The sequence below is a fragment of the Chelativorans sp. YIM 93263 genome (assembly GCF_028767125.1).
Classification (GTDB): domain Bacteria; phylum Pseudomonadota; class Alphaproteobacteria; order Rhizobiales; family Rhizobiaceae; genus Chelativorans.
In genome coordinates this window covers 753704-770036 of the sequence record NZ_JAKCWP010000001.1, presented here as the reverse complement: position 1 = coordinate 770036, position 16333 = coordinate 753704, and the positions used below count along the sequence as shown (strand labels likewise).

The 16333-nt window shown below is 62.4% G+C and carries 16 protein-coding genes; 8 read left to right on the top strand and 8 right to left on the bottom strand.

Annotated features, from left to right (window positions below):
* Nucleotides 1–51: 51 nt before the first annotated feature.
* A complete protein-coding gene (locus LY631_RS03770) occupies nt 52–384 on the top strand; it encodes an NIPSNAP family protein (RefSeq protein WP_274423768.1) in 333 nt (110 codons plus the stop codon).
* The gene (locus LY631_RS03765) at nt 381–794 is read left to right on the top strand and encodes an antibiotic biosynthesis monooxygenase family protein (protein ID WP_274423767.1); all 414 of its coding nucleotides are present in this window, start codon (nt 381–383) and stop codon (nt 792–794) included. Before LY631_RS03770 ends, LY631_RS03765 begins: the two co-directional genes overlap by 4 nt.
* Here LY631_RS03765 and mbfA read toward each other — a convergent pair.
* From mbfA to LY631_RS03740, 5 genes are all read right to left on the bottom strand, one after another.
* Complete coding sequence (gene mbfA, locus LY631_RS03760) at nt 734–1717, bottom strand: iron exporter MbfA (protein ID WP_274423766.1); 984 nt, start codon at nt 1715–1717, stop codon at nt 734–736. The two genes, LY631_RS03765 and mbfA, sit on opposite strands and share 61 nt — an antisense overlap.
* A gap of 72 nt (nt 1718–1789) precedes the next feature.
* The gene (locus LY631_RS03755; protein ID WP_274423765.1) at nt 1790–2923 is read right to left on the bottom strand and encodes an ABC transporter permease; all 1134 of its coding nucleotides are present in this window, start codon (nt 2921–2923) and stop codon (nt 1790–1792) included.
* Entirely contained in the window at nt 2920–3837 is a 918-nt protein-coding gene (locus tag LY631_RS03750) for an ABC transporter ATP-binding protein (RefSeq protein WP_274423764.1), read from the bottom strand. Before LY631_RS03750 ends, LY631_RS03755 begins: the two co-directional genes overlap by 4 nt.
* A 57-nt stretch (nt 3838–3894) precedes the next feature.
* A complete protein-coding gene (locus LY631_RS03745; protein WP_274423763.1) occupies nt 3895–4866 on the bottom strand; it encodes an HlyD family secretion protein in 972 nt (323 codons plus the stop codon).
* Nucleotides 4863–5531, bottom strand: a complete 669-nt coding sequence (locus LY631_RS03740; protein WP_274423762.1) for a CerR family C-terminal domain-containing protein — start codon at nt 5529–5531, stop codon at nt 4863–4865. Before LY631_RS03740 ends, LY631_RS03745 begins: the two co-directional genes overlap by 4 nt.
* Before the next feature lie 126 nt (nt 5532–5657).
* Here LY631_RS03740 and LY631_RS03735 point away from each other — a divergent pair, with 126 nt between their 5' ends.
* The 4 genes from LY631_RS03735 (at nt 5658) to lepA (ending at nt 10894) form a co-directional block, all read left to right on the top strand.
* Entirely contained in the window at nt 5658–6485 is an 828-nt protein-coding gene (locus LY631_RS03735; RefSeq protein ID WP_274423761.1) for a lipo-like protein, read from the top strand.
* 138 nt (nt 6486–6623) lie between these two features.
* Nucleotides 6624–7988 carry a cytochrome ubiquinol oxidase subunit I gene (locus LY631_RS03730; RefSeq protein ID WP_274423760.1) on the top strand — a complete coding sequence of 455 codons (1365 nt, stop codon included), beginning with the start codon at nt 6624–6626 and terminating at the stop codon, nt 7986–7988.
* Between the two features lie 36 nt (nt 7989–8024).
* Complete coding sequence (locus LY631_RS03725; protein WP_274423759.1) at nt 8025–9029, top strand: cytochrome d ubiquinol oxidase subunit II; 1005 nt, start codon at nt 8025–8027, stop codon at nt 9027–9029.
* A gap of 56 nt (nt 9030–9085) precedes the next feature.
* Nucleotides 9086–10894, top strand: coding sequence for a translation elongation factor 4 (gene lepA, locus LY631_RS03720; RefSeq protein ID WP_274423891.1), 1809 nt, complete (start codon nt 9086–9088; stop codon nt 10892–10894).
* A 131-nt stretch (nt 10895–11025) separates the two neighbouring features.
* Here lepA and LY631_RS03715 read toward each other — a convergent pair whose 3' ends face one another.
* The 3 genes from LY631_RS03715 to LY631_RS03705 form a co-directional block, all read right to left on the bottom strand.
* Complete coding sequence (locus LY631_RS03715) at nt 11026–12342, bottom strand: oligosaccharide flippase family protein (RefSeq protein WP_274423758.1); 1317 nt, start codon at nt 12340–12342, stop codon at nt 11026–11028.
* A complete protein-coding gene (locus LY631_RS03710; RefSeq protein ID WP_274423757.1) occupies nt 12326–13549 on the bottom strand; it encodes a GNAT family N-acetyltransferase in 1224 nt (407 codons plus the stop codon). Before LY631_RS03710 ends, LY631_RS03715 begins: the two co-directional genes overlap by 17 nt.
* A gap of 1105 nt (nt 13550–14654) precedes the next feature.
* The gene (locus tag LY631_RS03705) at nt 14655–15215 is read right to left on the bottom strand and encodes a transglutaminase-like cysteine peptidase (protein WP_274423756.1); all 561 of its coding nucleotides are present in this window, start codon (nt 15213–15215) and stop codon (nt 14655–14657) included.
* A gap of 249 nt (nt 15216–15464) precedes the next feature.
* On the opposite strand from LY631_RS03705, the gene LY631_RS03700 reads away from it, so the two are divergent.
* Complete coding sequence (locus LY631_RS03700; RefSeq protein ID WP_274423755.1) at nt 15465–15863, top strand: ArsR/SmtB family transcription factor; 399 nt, start codon at nt 15465–15467, stop codon at nt 15861–15863.
* On the top strand, nt 15860–16324 hold the full coding sequence (locus tag LY631_RS03695; protein WP_274423754.1) for an SRPBCC family protein: 465 nt from the start codon (nt 15860–15862) through the stop codon (nt 16322–16324). Before LY631_RS03700 ends, LY631_RS03695 begins: the two co-directional genes overlap by 4 nt.
* Nucleotides 16325–16333 lie beyond the last annotated feature (9 nt).

Sequence of the window (16333 nt, the reverse complement as noted above, 5' to 3'; positions counted from 1 at the left end):
CTCGGGGTGGCTGACATTTCGACACAAAACGAACCATGAAAGGACCTGATAATGCCGATCACCTGTTTCATTCGCTATGAGATCGACCCGTTCAAGCGGGAAGCATTCGAGCAGTACGCCCGCAACTGGGGTGAGGCGATTCCGCGCGCGGGCGCGGATCTCATCGGCTATTTCGCACCGCATGAAGGTTCCGCCACCACGGCCTACGGCGTCTATAACATCGATGATCTTGCGGCTTACGAGGCTTATCGCGCGCGTCTTGCGACCGACCCGCTCGGCCGGGAGAATTATGAGTTCGCGCGGCGCGAGCGATTCATCCTCAAGGAGGACCGCCTCTTCGTCAAGCTGGCCTCCGCACCCCATGGTGAAAGGAGCATCCGATGATCGCGGTGATCTTTGAGGTGGAACCGGCAGCCGGAAAACGCGACGCCTATCTTGGGGTAGCGGCCGAGCTTCGCCCACTGCTCGACGGAATCGACGGCTTTATTTCCATCGAGCGCTTCCAGAGCCTCAGCCATCCCGACCGCGTGTTGTCGCTGTCCTTCTGGCGCGATGAAGAAGCAGTGAAAACCTGGCGCAACATGGAAGAGCACCGGGCCGCGCAGTCAGCGGGGCGCAGCGGCATCTTCGAGAATTACCGGCTGCGCATCGCACATGTCATGCGCGACTACGGCATGCGTGAGCGCGCGCAGGCGCCCGAGGACTCACGTTGCGTGCATGATCGTTCTCGCCCTCACGCATTGCCGATCAGCATGCCCGTTGCGAAGACAAGCGCGCCGCCGAGCACCACTTGAAAAGTCGCGCGGCTCCAGGGGGTCTCCATATAGCGGTTCTGGATGAAGGCGATCGCCCACAGTTCGATGAAGACCACGATAATGGCGATGGTAGTCGCCGTCCAGAAATCGGGAATGAGATACGGCAGCGCATGGCCGAGTCCGCCTATCGTCGTCATGATCCCGGTCGCCAGGCCGCGCTTGATCGGCGAGCCGCGTCCGGAGATCACGCCGTCGTCGGAGGCCACCTCGGTGAAGCCCATGGAGATACCGGCGCCCAGCGAGGCGGCAAGGCCGACGAGAAAGGTCTGCCAGGTATCGCCGGTCGCAAACGCCGCGGCGAAGATGGGCGCGAGCGTCGAGACAGAGCCATCCATCAGCCCGGCCAATCCCGGCTGCACATAGGTGAGGATGAACTGGCGCCGCTCGGTCCTGTCCTCTTCCTCGCGGGCTTCCGTGCCGAGGTGCTTTTCCGACAGGTGCTCGGCGAGGCTCTCATGCTGCTGCTCGGCCGCCGCCAGATCGCCGAGCAGCTTGCGCGTCGCCGCGTCCTGCGTACGCTTGGCCGCTTCGACGTAGAAGCGGTGGGCCTGCTCTTCCATGAGGGAGGCCTGCGCGCGCACATTTTCGATCCCCAGCGGCCGCACGAGCCAGTCCGGCTTGCGCTGATAATAGCCGCGCACGTGCTCGCGCCGGATCAGCGGAATGCGTTCGCCAAAGCGCTGACGATGCAGGTCGATCAGCGCGGCGCGGTGCCGGTCCTCTTCCCCGGCCATCTCCTCGAACATCGCCGCGGAATGCGGATACTCCTCGGCCAGACCGTCCGCATAGGCGCGGTAGATACGCGCGTCATCCTCCTCGGAGGAAATGGCCAGCGCCAGAATCTCCTGCTCCGAAAGCGACGAAAAGGAACGGCGGGTGAAACTCAGGAGGCGATTGAACATGACGCACGGAGTCCAGTTAGTTTAGAACTATTCTAAACTATGACGGCGCTTGTGAGGCGTCAAGGCGAGAGCTCAATCCAGCGTCCTGCGGAAGCGCATCAGCGCGATCGCCGCATAGGCAAGAATGAAGAGGGCGAGCACGGACGTTTCGAGAGCGACCGCAGAAAGCTCCGCCCCCTTCAGCATCACGGCCCGGATGACGCGCAGAAAGTGGGTGAGCGGGAAGATTTCTCCGATCCACTGTGCCCATACCGGCATCCCCCGGAACGGGAACATGAAGCCGGACAGCAGGATCGAAGGCAGGAAAAAGAAGAAGGTCAATTGCAGCGCCTGCATCTGCGTGCGGGCGACGGTGGAGATCGTATAGCCCAAGAGCACCAGCGCCATGACGAAGATGAAGACTGCCGAAAGCAACAACGTGACGCTCCCCACGAAGGGAATCCCGAAGAGCAGGCGCGAGGCGGCGAGCACCACGGCGACCTGGACGGCGCCGACAACGAAATAAGGCAGGATCTTGCCAAGCATGATTTCAAGAGGGCTGGCCGGCATGGCGAGCAGGTTTTCCATCGTGCCGCGCTCGCGCTCGCGGGTCAGCGCAATCGAGGTCATCATCACCATCGTCATCTGCAGGATGACACCGAGCAGGCCGGGAACGATATTGTATTGCGAGACGCCGTCGGGGTTGTAGCGGCGATGCACGATGACATCGAGACCCTCGTCCGCATCCGCCTGGCTCGCGGGAACGCCGCGCTCGCGCTTGAGCGCCCGGCTTGCCACCGTGCCGAGAGTCGATATCGCGCCGCTCGCCGCGGAAGGATCGGTTGCGTCCGCCTCGATGAGGATTTGCGCACGTTCCCCACGATCCACCTTGCGGGCGAAATCCGAAGGGATCGTGACGATGAAGAGCACCTCACCGCTTTCGATCAGCGCCTCGGCCTCCGCCGCGCTCCCGACCACATGGTTGAAGCGGTAATAGTCGGTCATCTCCAGCGCCGAGACCATGGCGCGCGTGTAGCGGTCCTGGCTCGTGGCGACGAGGGCGGCCGGTAGTTCTTTTGGGTCGCTGTTGATCGCATAGCCGAACAGCACAAGCTGCATGAGGGGCACGCCCAGCATCATGCCGAAGGTGATGCGGTCGCGCCGCATCTGGATGAATTCCTTCGTGAGCAGCGCACGCAGCCGCACGGGGGAGAAGAAGCGTTTCATGCCATATTGTCCGTCGACTGGGCCATGAACTGGATGAACACGTCCTCAAGGCTCGTTTCGCCGCGGGTGACCGTCATGCCGGGGCGGGTCTCAATTTCCGCAAGGGCCTTGCGCAAAGCGTTCTCGTCAGAGCCGACCACATGGAGCGTGGCCCCAAAGGGAGCGACCTGATCGACGCCGGGGAGCGCGGCGATTTCGCCCGCCATGCGCTCCAACCCCGGACCTTCGACAAAGAAGGTCGTCAGCCCGGCATCGCGCACCACCTCCGAAACCGTGCCGCCGGCCAGCATCTTTCCATAGGAGATGTAGCTGATACGGTGACAGCGCTCCGCCTCGTCCATGTAGTGGGTGGAGACCAGAACGGTCAGACCATCGGCCGCCAGCCGGTGAATCTCGTCCCAGAAATCGCGCCGTGCCTTGGGATCAACACCCGCCGTAGGTTCATCCAGCAGAAGTAGCTTCGGATGGTGCATGATGCAGGCGGCGAGTGCCAGCCGCTGCTTCCATCCGCCCGACAGGGTTCCGGCAAGCTGATTGCGGCGACTGGTCAGGCCGAGATCCTCCAACGTGCGGTCGACATGCTCGCGCGCCGGTCTCAAATCGTAGAGACGGGCAACGAAATCGAGGTTTTCGGCAATCGTCAGGTCTTCGTAGAAGGAGAATCGCTGGGTCATGTACCCGACTTCGCGCTTGATCTTGAGCGGCTCCTTCCGCAGATCGAAACCCAAGACCCGCCCTTCGCCCTCGTCCGGCGTCAGAAGGCCGCACATCATGCGGATCGTGGTCGTTTTGCCCGAGCCGTTGGGGCCGAGGAAACCGACGATCTCGCCGGCCTCGACCTTCATCGAAACATTATCGACAACAGTCTTGTCGCCGAAGCGCTTCACGAGGCCCTGAACGTCGATTGCGTGCATCGATCTCTCCAAGAGAGGGAACAGCGAGTTGGCGGAAGTCAGATGCACCGCACAGACTTATCCGCTACTCCCTGTTCGCTCTTCGACAATTGCCACGTCCACAATCTGCCCCGGCTGCAGCCGCCGTTCGGCCGCCTCGCCGACAGGCTCCGCCTCGATGAGGAAAACCAGCTTCTGCCGCATTTCCAGCGAGTAGATCACCGGGGGCGTGAACTCCGGGTCGGGCGAGACATAGGAGACGCGTGCACGGAGCCCATCGGGGCACCCATCGCAGCGCACATCGAGCAATGTTCCCACTTTCACTTCCGAGAAATCGGGCTCCGGCAAGTAAAGCTTCAGCTTCACCGCTCCGTCGGGCAGCATCGAGACAATCGGCGCCGAGGGACCGGCCAGATCACCCGGATTGCGGATGATATCGTCTATGCGCCCCTTGGCGGGCGCCTCGATGACGCGCTCCGACAGCCGCCACTTCGCTTGTTCGAGGGCGGCCTTGGCCTGTTCGCGCCGATCTTCCGCGGCCTTGATCTCCTGCGGACGCGCGGGAAGCCGTGAGACCGCCAGATTGGCCTTGGCCTCGCCGATGCGCGCTTCAGCCATGTCGACGTCCGTCTGGGCCTGGTCCAGCTGTGCCTGGGTGGCGGTGCCCCGGTCGAAAAGGTTCTGCGTGCGAGATAACACACGTTGCGCCTCTGATTGCTGCGCCTCGGCCGAGGACAGTGCAGCTTCGAGAACCGCTATCTCCTCCTTCCGCTTGCCCTGCTTGAGATTGGCAAGCTGCGCTTCGGCCTCGGCAAGGGTAGCCTGGGCCTGCGCGACCGCGATCTCGACCTCCTTCTGCTCGAGCCTGGCAATTGTGTCGCCCGCCTCGACCCGGTCTCCACGCCGCACATTCACCGCCTGCACCTGCCCCGCCTCAATGGGAGCGAGCAATACATACTCTCCCTCGACATAGCCGACCGCCAGCGGCTGCGGCACAGCGCATGCGGAAAAGAGAAGCCCGATGAACGGCATAGCGCAAAGCATGCTCATGAGGTCCGCCTCCGCGAATCGAGTATCGCCTTCAGGTTGCTGGATGCAATGTATACAACCTTCGACGACTCGCGTGCGCCGATTGTTTTCCAGCCCATTCGGCGCATCACAGGCTCACGGGCAATCCTGAAGTAGACGACCTGCCCGATCATTGTGAAAACGGTGATCTTCGTGTTTTCGCTTTCGGCGGGCTCGCCCGTTGCCGCCGCCCAAAGGGCACAGAGGCGCATATGCACCGGTTCGAAAACTCCGGTGTAAATCGTGTCCAGCGCGCCGGTGGGATGTGTGAGCTCGCGCAGCACGAATTGCACGATCTCGCCTGCCTCGGGCCTCGCGACGATGAAGCTCACCATCGCGTCGAGCGTTTGCGCGAGCTGCGCTCTCGCTTCTTCGGGACCAACGTCTTCGCGCGGTGCGGCAATTTCGCCGAATGCGCCTTCAGCCACCAGCGAGATCATGTCCACGATGTATTCGGCGCAGGCGGCGTGCAGCCCGTCCTTGCCACCGAAATGATAGGCGATCGATCCGATGTTCGCCCCGGCTTCGGACGCCAGTGCGCGGGTCGAGGTCGCTTCGAACCCGTGGCTGCCGAAGAGCCTCAGACCTGCATGAATCAAGGCCTCACGGGTGCGTTCAGCGCCTGACAGGCGCCGCGGCTTGTCCATTCTGTTCTGCCTGTTCTCGCTCATGCTCTTGTTTAATCAATCGATTGATTAAAGTCAATCCCCCTTGCGTCGTTCTGTTCGGCACGGTTCAATGGCTCACTTTGGACGAGGGATTCAGCGGAGCAAATGAGCGAGCAGACCGACACTCTTCTGGATCGCCTGGGGCGTTTTTTGGCACGGCGTCTCCAGGCGGAATCATCCGGATACCGGCCCTATACGCCGTCCGACCCCGAAACGCTTCATCGTACCTTGCAGCCGGGCGATATCCTTCTTGTCGAGGGCAATCAGCACGTTTCCGCCGTGGTCAAGTACCTGACCCAGTCGACATGGAGCCATGCCGCGATCTTCATCGGCGACGCCCTGCCCCAGCCCGCGGACGGAAGCGAGCGCCCGCGCCTCGTGGAGGTGAACCTTGGCGAGGGCTGCGTGGCGGTACCGCTCTCGAAATACAAGACTTACAACACCCGCATCTGCCGACCGAGCGGGCTGACGCCGGATGACCGCGACGCCATCATTACCTTTATGGTGGAGCGCCTCGGCCTGAAATACGACATGCGAAACATCTTCGATCTCCTGCGCTATTTCCTGCCGCGCCCGCCGGTGCCGGTGCGCTATCGGCGGCAGATGCTGGCCTTTGGGTCTGGCGATCCGACCCGGGCAATCTGTTCGTCGCTGATTGCGCAGGCATTCCAATCGGTGCGCTATCCCATTTTGCCGCGGGTACGGCCCGCCCCCGGCCAGGCCTTCGCCGAGTCCACCTATTCACGCAGGGAAATCCTGCAAACTCGACACCACTCGCTCTATACACCGCGCGATTTCGACCTTTCGCCGTATTTCCAGGTAATCAAGCCAACGCTCGCCTTCGGCTTCGACTACAAGGTCCTGCAGTGGGACCCGAAGAAAACTGACGGGGAAGACGGCGAAGAGACAATTCAGGCGAAGACGGGGACCTAGCTTTACCGCCCTTTCGTGCGCCGCGACTGGAACCAAAGCCCCGACAAGGCGGCGGCTTGCCGCAGCGACCGGGCGCCGCTTTGACCGCGACCTCCGCGAGGACTACCTTGACACCTGTCTGATGCCGGGGGAATCCATATGGACCCACTTCTGCTGTCGCGCATTCAATTCGGGACGAACATTTCGTTCCATATCCTCTTTCCATCGATCACGATCTCGCTTGGCTGGATTCTCCTCTTCTTCCGCCTGCGCTATAGCCGCACGGGCGACTATGCCTGGATGAACGCCTATTTCACCTGGGTGAAGGTGTTTGCGCTTTCCTTCGCGCTCGGCGTCGTCTCGGGCGTAACAATGAGTTTTCAGTTCGGCACCAACTGGCCGGGCTACATGGAGACGGTCGGCAACATTGCCGGGCCGCTGCTCGCGTATGAGGTGCTGACGGCCTTCTTCCTGGAAGCCGTGTTCCTCGGTATCATGCTTTTCGGCTTCCGCCGCGTCTCGCGCCGTGTCCACACGCTCGCCACGGTGCTCGTCGCCGCCGGCACCACGCTTTCGGCCTTCTGGATTCTGGCGCTGAATTCCTGGATGCAGACGCCGGCGGGCTTTGAAATGCGCGACGGGGTGGCCCACGCCACGAGCTGGCTGGAGGTGATCTTCAATCCCTCCTTCCCCTATCGGCTCACCCATATGCTGCTTGCATCGGGGCTGACCGCGGCCTTCCTGGTCTCCGGGCTCTCCGCGCTTCGCTATCTCATGGGCGACCGCTCAGCGTCCATGTGGAAGACACTTCGCACCGGTGTCGCGCTTGGCGCCATCCTCATCCCCATCCAGATCGTCGTCGGCGATCAGCATGGCCTCAACACGCTGGAACATCAGCCGGCCAAGATAGCCGCCATGGAGGCCAATTGGGAAACGGGCGGCAACAGGCCGCTCGTCCTGTTCGCCTGGCCGGACGAGGAGGCCCGCGAGAACCTCTATGAAGTCTACGTGCCGGACCTCGCCTCCATTATCCTGCGCCACACCCCTTCGGGCGTGGTGCCGGGTCTCAATCAGTTTGAGGGCGAGCATCCGCCGGTCGCGCCGGTCTTCTTCGCCTTCCGCGTAATGGTGGGCACCGGCGTCCTTATGCTTCTTGTCTCCTGGACGGCCGCGTGGTTCGTCTTCCGCCGCCGCCGCCTTCCCACGCCGCTCGCCTATGTCATGGTGCCCATGGCATTTTCCGGCTGGGTGGCGGTGCTCGCCGGCTGGTACACGACCGAGATCGGACGCCAGCCCTGGCTCGTCCATGGTGTCATGCGGACCGAGGATGCGGTGGGGCCGTTGGCTGGCGGGGAGGTGGCGTTCACGCTGGCCGGTTATCTCGCCCTCTATGCCGTGCTTCTGGTGGTCTATCTCGGCGTGCTCGTCTACCTTGCGCTGAAGGCCGCGCGGGAGGGCGACGATCAGCCGGATCCTGTTGTCCAGGACCGGCCGCTCGATCAACCGATGCAGGCGGGGAAGTAAAGCCGTGGATTCATTCTTGACCATTGGAGCGCGCCTATGAACCTCGACTGGCCGACCCTCCTGCCCCTCGTCTTCGCCGGCATCATGGGCCTTGCGATCCTGCTCTACGTCACTCTCGACGGGTTCGATCTCGGCATCGGAATCCTTTTCCCCGCCGCGAGTGACGACGAAAAGGACATGATGATCGCCTCGATCGGTCCTTTCTGGGACGCGAACGAGACATGGCTCGTGCTGGCCGTCGGGGTGCTCCTCGTCGCTTTCCCGCTCGCCCACGGGACGATTCTGACGGCGCTTTACATCCCCGTCTTCCTCCTGCTCTTCGGCCTCATTATGCGCGGCGTGGCCTTCGAGTTCCGCGCCAAGGTGCCGATCCACCGCAAGCATCGGTGGAACGTCATCTTCTTCACGGGCTCCGCCCTCGCCTCGCTGGCACAGGGCTATATGCTCGGCATATACGTGCTCGGGCTGGAGCAGGGACCACCCGCCATACTCTTCGCTCTCCTGGTGGCGATCTGTTTGGCGGCGGCCTATGCCGCCATGGGCTCGGCCTGGCTCATCTACAAGACCGAAGGCGCATTGCAGGGAAAGGCCGTGCGCTGGCTGCGCTATGCACTCGTCTTCACCGCCGCGGGGCTGGCCGCCGTATCGCTTGCCACCCCGCTCGCCAGCCCGCGCATCTTCGACAAGTGGTTCTCCTGGCCGCAGATCGCGACCCTGGCGCCACTGCCGCTCGCCTCGCTGGCGCTGTTTCTGTGGCTTTGGCGCATGACCTTCCGCCTGCCCGCGCCGGAGGATGCGAACTCGCTGAAACCCTTCGTGGCGCTGGCGCTCGTCTTCATGCTCGGCTTCGTCGGCCTTGCCTATTCCTTCTATCCCTATGTCGTGCCCGACCAGCTGACCATCTGGCAAGCCGCCGCCGCGACGAGCAGTCTTGCGGTCGTACTTGCCGGTACGGTGATCGTCCTGCCGATCATCCTCGGCTACACGCTCTACGCCTATCGGGTCTTCGGCGGGAAGGCGACGCATCTGAGCTATGATTGAGCCTCCGCCCGCCATCCTAGCTTGCCGATGCCGGGCGGCGCTGCTACATGCCGCTCATGACTGAGACACCCATTTCACGTATCCGCAATTTCTCCATCGTCGCGCATATCGACCACGGCAAGTCGACGCTTGCCGACCGGCTGATCCAGATGACCGGCTCTCTGGCAGACCGCGAGATGAAGGAGCAGATCCTCGACGCGATGGACATCGAGCGCGAGCGCGGCATCACCATCAAGGCCAACACCGTTCGCCTGGAATATGACGCGCGCGACGGCCAGCATTACGTTCTGAACCTCATCGACACGCCCGGCCATGTCGACTTCGCCTATGAGGTCTCGCGCTCGCTGGCTGCCTGCGAAGGCTCGCTGCTCGTCGTCGACGCCTCGCAAGGCGTCGAGGCGCAGACGCTCGCCAACGTCTATCAGGCGCTCGACAACGACCACGAGATCGTGCCGGTCCTCAACAAGGTGGATTTGCCGGCTGCCGAGCCCGACCGCATCAAGCAGCAGATCGAGGACGTCATCGGGCTGGACGCTTCCGATGCGCTGGAAATCTCCGCCAAGACCGGCCAGGGCGTGGAGGAGGTGCTGGAAGCGCTCGTCACCCGCCTGCCCGCGCCGAAGGAAGGCGATCCCGAGGCGCCGCTGAAGGCGCTGCTCGTCGACAGCTGGTACGACGCCTATCTCGGCGTCATCGTGCTGGTGCGCATCATCAACGGCCGGATGAAAAAGGGCCAGACCATCCGCATGATGGGCACGAACGCAAAATACCCGGTCGACCGCGTCGGCGTGATTACGCCCAAGATGGTCATGGTCGAGTCGCTAGGCCCCGGCGAGATCGGCTTCATCACCGCCTCGATCAAGGATGTGGCCGACACGCGCGTGGGCGACACGATCACCGAGGACAAGCGTCCCACCGAAAACATGCTGCCCGGCTTCAAGCCGGCCCAGCCTGTCGTCTTCTGCGGGCTTTTCCCGGTCGATGCGGCCGACTTCGAGGATCTGCGCGCCGCCATGGGCAAGCTGCGCCTCAACGACGCCTCCTTCTCCTACGAAATGGAGACCTCCGCCGCGCTCGGCTTCGGCTTCCGCTGCGGCTTCCTGGGCCTGCTCCACCTCGAAATCGTGCAGGAACGGCTCACCCGCGAGTTCGACCTCGATCTCATCGCCACCGCGCCGTCGGTCGTCTACCGCATGAACCTCATCGACGGCGAGACGATCGAGCTGCACAATCCCGCCGACATGCCGGACGTGATGAAGATCACCTCCATCGAGGAGCCGTGGATTCGCGCCACCATCCTCACGCCGGACGATCATCTCGGCGCGATCCTGAAACTCTGCCAGGAGCGGCGCGGCATCCAGAAGGATCTCTCCTATGCCGGCACGCGCGCTATGCTGGTCTACGACCTGCCGCTCAACGAGGTGGTTTTCGATTTCTACGACAAGCTGAAATCCATCAGCAGAGGCTATGCCAGCTTCGATTACCAAATCACCGACTACGAGGCGGGCGATCTGGTCAAGATGCAGATTCTCGTCAATGACGAGCCGGTCGACGCGCTCTCCATGCTCGTCCACCGCTCCCAGGCGGATCGGCGCGGCCGCACCATGTGCGAGAAGCTGAAAGAGCTCATCCCGCAGCACATGTTCAAGATTCCGATCCAGGCTGCCATCGGCGGCCGCGTCATCGCCCGCGAGACCATCTCGGCCCTGCGCAAGGACGTCACGGCCAAATGCTACGGCGGCGACGTCACCCGCAAGCGCAAGCTTCTGGAGAAGCAGAAGGAAGGCAAGAAGAAGATGCGCCAGTTCGGGAAGGTGGAAATCCCGCAGGAGGCGTTTATTCAGGCGTTGAAGATGGGGGACTGAAGGCGGCGCTCATGCTCCTTCGAACGTCTTCGTTGAAGGACTCGATACGGGTATCTGCATCCTTTTCAGGGTACCTCTGGGCGGACTGGATCGAAGACATCGCTACTCTGATCTCCCGCTATCCAGAGATCTCAGGATTTTGCGGCACCGAACGAGGGAATGGCGACCGAAACGATTCGCAAGCCATCAAGCCGATACACGGTAAACGCGACGAGCATGGATCGCGTGGCCATGGCGATGGCGGTACCCACGGCTGCACCCATTATGCCGAGCCACGGTATCAGCAATGCGGAAATTGAAAGGTTCACGCCCACAGTCGCTGCGAGTATCCAGGCTGCTTGTTTCTGCCGACCGCTGACGATGAGCATTTCATCGGCCTGCCCCGCCAGCGCACGCGCGATCATCCCGGCCCCGAGCACGATCATCACACCGTATCCGTCCTCAAATGCCTGGCCAAATGCCGCGAGCAGCAGAGGCCCGGCGAGCAGGGTTGCCCCCACCGCTAGAGCCGTTAGCCAGAACATCAATCGGCTGGTTTCCAGAAGTGAGCTTTGCAGGCGGCTTCGGTCACGCGCAGCAAGATCGAGCGCGAAGCGTCGTCCAGCCACCAGGTACATCGCAAAGTAGACGAAATTCGCGAGCGCCAGGACCCGCGCTGCCGCGAAATACACTCCAACGGCTTCCGACGGCAGCATCAGGCTGATCAGCAGAACATCGGCATAGATAACCAGGTCGTCGAGTCCTGAAACGATCGATAGCGGCAGCGACGCGCGGATCCACAGACTCGCCTCCGCGCGAGTGGGCGCAGCATTCGGCCGATATGGCGCAAGCCGGCGCCGGAGGACGAGCGCCAATCCCAAGGTGATGACGCCCATGGAGCCGACAACGACAGCGCCAACCACTGGCAGGGTCAATTCGACCCCCAGAGCGGAAAGCAGCAGGGCTGTGCTGCCGATAAGGATTGGACGGATGATATAAATCGGTATCGTCGTGAGACGGTACCAGCCAAACCCACGCGCTATCCCCTCAAGATAATATTCCATCGCGAGGAAAGGGAGACCCATCGCAACCAGAAAGACAATCAGGCCGAGGTCTCCGGGAAGCAACGTTGAGGCCGAAAGCCCCACGATCGAAAGCCCGACAGAGCCGAGCGCGACAGCGATGAAACCGACCCGGAAGAACGCGCCGACGGCTTGCCGTCTCCCGCGTGCCAGATAGCGAGGAACGAAGCGAACGCTGGCTTGCGCAAGGCCGAGCGCACCGAAGCTGCCGACGGCTAGAAGCCAGGTCCACAACGTGACGAAGCCGCCATATCCGTCGATTGGCATGAGCCGCGCCAACAGCACCTGGAGGCCAAACAGCAATCCGGCGCTGGCAACTCGTATGGCGAACGCCAATGCTGCGTCGGGCAGGCCGCCCGACCGGCCGGCTTCAGATAAAGAGGACAAGGGCGCTCAGCCTCTGGCCCACAAACACCACTCGGCGCCACGCTTCCGGAATACGGGTATAGAGGCGCTTTGCTAACGGACGCAGGCCGTTGAGCCAGACCGACGCAAAAAGCTGCCCGCGCCACGACATGGGAATGGTATGCGCCGACAATGCCACGGTGCGGTTGGTCCAGGACTGCTTGTAATCCGCCACGTTCCCGAGCAGGTCGTATGCGGCTATCCCGTTGTCGATCAGCCAGCAGACGGTCATGTCCATCTGGACCTTGCCAGGCGAGTGTGACCGCAGGTCCCAGTCAAAGCCACCGATATAAGCATAGTAGTGCCGGTTGAGGATGAAGCCGAGTTCCACCGCCACTGCGCGCCCGCCACAAGAAAGCACGGAGAGGCACGCGCCGGTACAAGTCGATGCATCTCCATCGAGCTGTGCCAGAAAGGCTTCGTACCCATCGAGGGCGAATCCGGCGCTGTATCGGCCCGTCTCCATAAGCCATCGCCGCTTCATGGCCATGCATGTCGACAGGCGCTCTGCATAGCCGGCATCGCTCGGCCAAAGAACCTCGAACGTCAATTCACCATGTCGCGCAAGGTGGTTGCGCCGCCGGTTGCGGTTGCGCTTCTGGAGTTTACGAAGGCTTTTCGTGTACGCCTCCGACGATTCGAAGCGCGATAGGTCGAGAATCGCGGCTTCGTTGAAGTCGGCGTCGGCTCGATGCCGCGTAGCGAGCGCCTGACCCAGCTGCGAACTTCTCGGCACCGCCTTGAGAACTGCGACATCACAGCGACCGGCGTCTGCAAGTCCCTTCATGAGGATGTTGCTTGCCGCGCAGCAGTCATCGGCAGGATCGCAAAGCATGTTCGTGTACTGGCTATGTGGATCGCCCAACGTTTCGAGCATCTGCACGCCAAGCGGCCCGCTGGTGCGCATGAGTGGCCATATGGCCACCAGCTTGTCGCCACGCCACGCGGTGCGGATATGCGGCTCGATTCGGCCATCGGAGGCAAATTCGGCAACCCAGCTTCGGCACCAGGACAGCGTCTGGAAGAACGTCAGTTCGTCATTGCACCGCGCCTCGAGATCACGCCAGGCATCAGCTGCCGCATCGATCGCGGCGAGACTATCTAATACGCGCATCTGGAGTTCGCGTTCGGCAATGGCCAGTGCCGACATGTCGGCCTCCCCTTTGTTCCACGCAAGAATAGCAGCCATTCCTCAATAAGAGGTTTCCTGAAGATCCGCTGTTGATGTGGATGCGGTGGCGGACGGAAGACCGAAGCAGCCTTGAGTTAGTGAGCCGTGGGGGAGCCTGGGTCTGCGTCCGCCTTGCCATCGAACCCGAACCGTCGCCGGGGCCGCAATACAGGCCGGCGGGGATAAAGATTGCTGCTCGGCGATTCTTCTGAACCGCTAAACCATTGTTTTTGTTCACACTCGGAATTTTTCTCGAACTTTTTCCGCCAATTTTATCCCCGCGCTCCCGCCCGCTCATATCATGCTCGGTATCGCCCTCGCGGGAACCGGGTCCGGACCGGGGATCAGGGAGGGCGGCGGCAGCCTCCCCCTGCAGGGATCCGGTACCTGGAGGCATGTGAGGGCCCGCAACAGGCCGGCGGCGCCGGGGTGCTGGGTGACAGACAGCATCGCCGGAAAAACCGGGCACCGGGTGAGAGACGGTGCCGGGCAGCCGCGGAGAAGCCGCTAGGGCTTCTTCTTCGGCCCGGCCAAGACCACCCCCTAATTGGGTGCAGCCGGGAAGGAGAGAGAAGCCCGAGTGACCGGCCAACCGCGGGACAGCGGCCGGACGGGCGGCCCGAGGGTCGCACGATTATTACTAGACGAGCGATGCTTTGGCCGCCCGTCTTCCCATACCGCTCTTGCCGACCAGAGAACGGGTTCTTTGACAAGCCCCGGCGGACCACCGCGCGGGAACGAATAGGCATGCCTTCACCGCATCCTGAGGCGCAGAGTGCAGCGGAGCCACCAAGGGCGAGGCGAAAGCCGGGCGTCGCGACGATGACCCGCGCGCCTCGGCAGGACCTCGCCGGGGAGATCCGAGTGCCGCGAGCGGCGAGGCCAGCGAGGACGGCGGAGGGTGAGCACCCCTCCGGGCGCGTGCCAGCACCGCCTTGGTAGAATGCTCATGTTTTGAGGTTCGATGCGGGACGTCGGGCGCGGATGAGACAGGCCTATCTGCCTTCCGCGTTCGCATTCGGAAGGCGCCCTCTCCTCGAGGAGGAGGGATGCCGTGATCACCGCACAAGGAAAGCGGCGCCGGGAGGCGCCGCTTGAGTGTTCCGGATGGCGGGAAGTCTTGTTAGTTGACCGAGCCGACGAGCAGGTTGTTCTCGTCGCGCAGGCTGACCCACCGGCCGGTGTGGTTGCTCGCCTGGCGCTTGAGGAACATGTAGCCCGTGTGGCTCCACAGCTTTGCCTCGTCGTTCAGATTATCGAGAATGTAGTCGCCATTGTCCGTGCGTACGGTGAGCACCGCATGGCCCTCGCCATCGGGCTTGCGCACCACGGTGATCAAGAGATTGGAGAACGAAATGCCTGCGGCCTGAAGCTGTCGGCGCTTCTCCAGCACATAGTCCTCGCAGTCGCCGACGCCGTCGATCGGGTAAGCCCAGACTTCCTCCTTGCCGTAAACCGCGTAGTCCTCCATCGGCTTGACCGCCTTGTTCACCGCGAGATTGATCTTGTGGATCTTGTCCCACATAGCGCTGGACGCCTGCAACGGCCCGCGGTCGCGCGGGCGTACATTGCAATCATCCGGCGAAGCCTGGCAGAACTGGAAGTGGCCGATCGGCTGAGAGGTCAGCCCGCCAGTGGCCATGAGGCCTGATGCGGAGCTGCTTCCCGCGCCGATCAAAGCCATGCAGAATCCGATTGTGGCGATAACGCTCGCCCGCCCAACAGCCATGAGCTGCACCCATATATTTTTCTGTTCTTTTCTTGTTTAACGGAACGTTAAGGAAAACCGGGGCCGCAAGTCAATTCCAAACCCGCTTCCGCGACAACTACACACACTTTAGTCGGGGACAAGCAGTGGAAACATGGCCGAGAACGCCCGGAGTTGCGGCGTTACGAAGGCGTTTACCATAGTTTTCGAAAGAAATTAAACCGCATGGTTGACTATTCGCCGCCAAGCGATATTATCAACCACATGGTTGAACATTCACCCGCTATTCTCGATTCTGTCTTTCGCGCCCTCTCGGATTCCACCCGCCGGGCCATGCTGCGCCAGCTGGCCGATGGCGAGCGCAGCATCGGGGCGCTGGCCGAGCCATTCGACATGTCGTTCGCCGGCGCGTCCAAGCACGTGAAGGTGCTGGAGCAGGCCGGCCTTGTGCGCCGGCGGGTCGCGGGCCGCATCCATTACTGCCAGTTGGAGGCCGCCCGGCTCGCCGAGGCCGAGGCCTGGCTGCGCTACTACGAGCGCTTCTGGAGCACGCGGCTGGATACGCTCGACGCGCTTCTCAGGGCCGAGGACGAAGAAAAAGCCAAAACGGAGAAGGGCAAATGACGGGAAAGACGATTACCGCCCGCGTTACGCATCGTTTCACCGCTTCGCCGGAGCGGGTGTTCGACGCTTGGCTCGATCCGGAAAAGATAAGGGTTTGGATGCGTATGGCCCTTCAGGATTTCGGCCTTCCGGGCGATATCCGCCGCGTGGAAGTCGACCCGCGCGTGGGCGGCGGCTTCACCTTCTCCGATATGCGTTCTGGGGGTGAGGCGGTGCATTGGGGCACATATCGGGAAATCGACCGCCCCCGAAAACTCGTGTTCACCTGGTTCACCTCGGCGAAGGACGAGAAGGAGAATAGCTCGGTCGTGACCCTGACCATCACGCCGGATGGTGAGGGCTGTCACGCGAGCATTTCTCACGAAATCGATGCCGCGCTGGCCGACTACCTCGAGCCGACGAAGAAAGGCTGGAGCACGATGCTGGCGCAGTCGGACCTCCTGCTGTCGCAGGAGCAGTGATCATTCAGG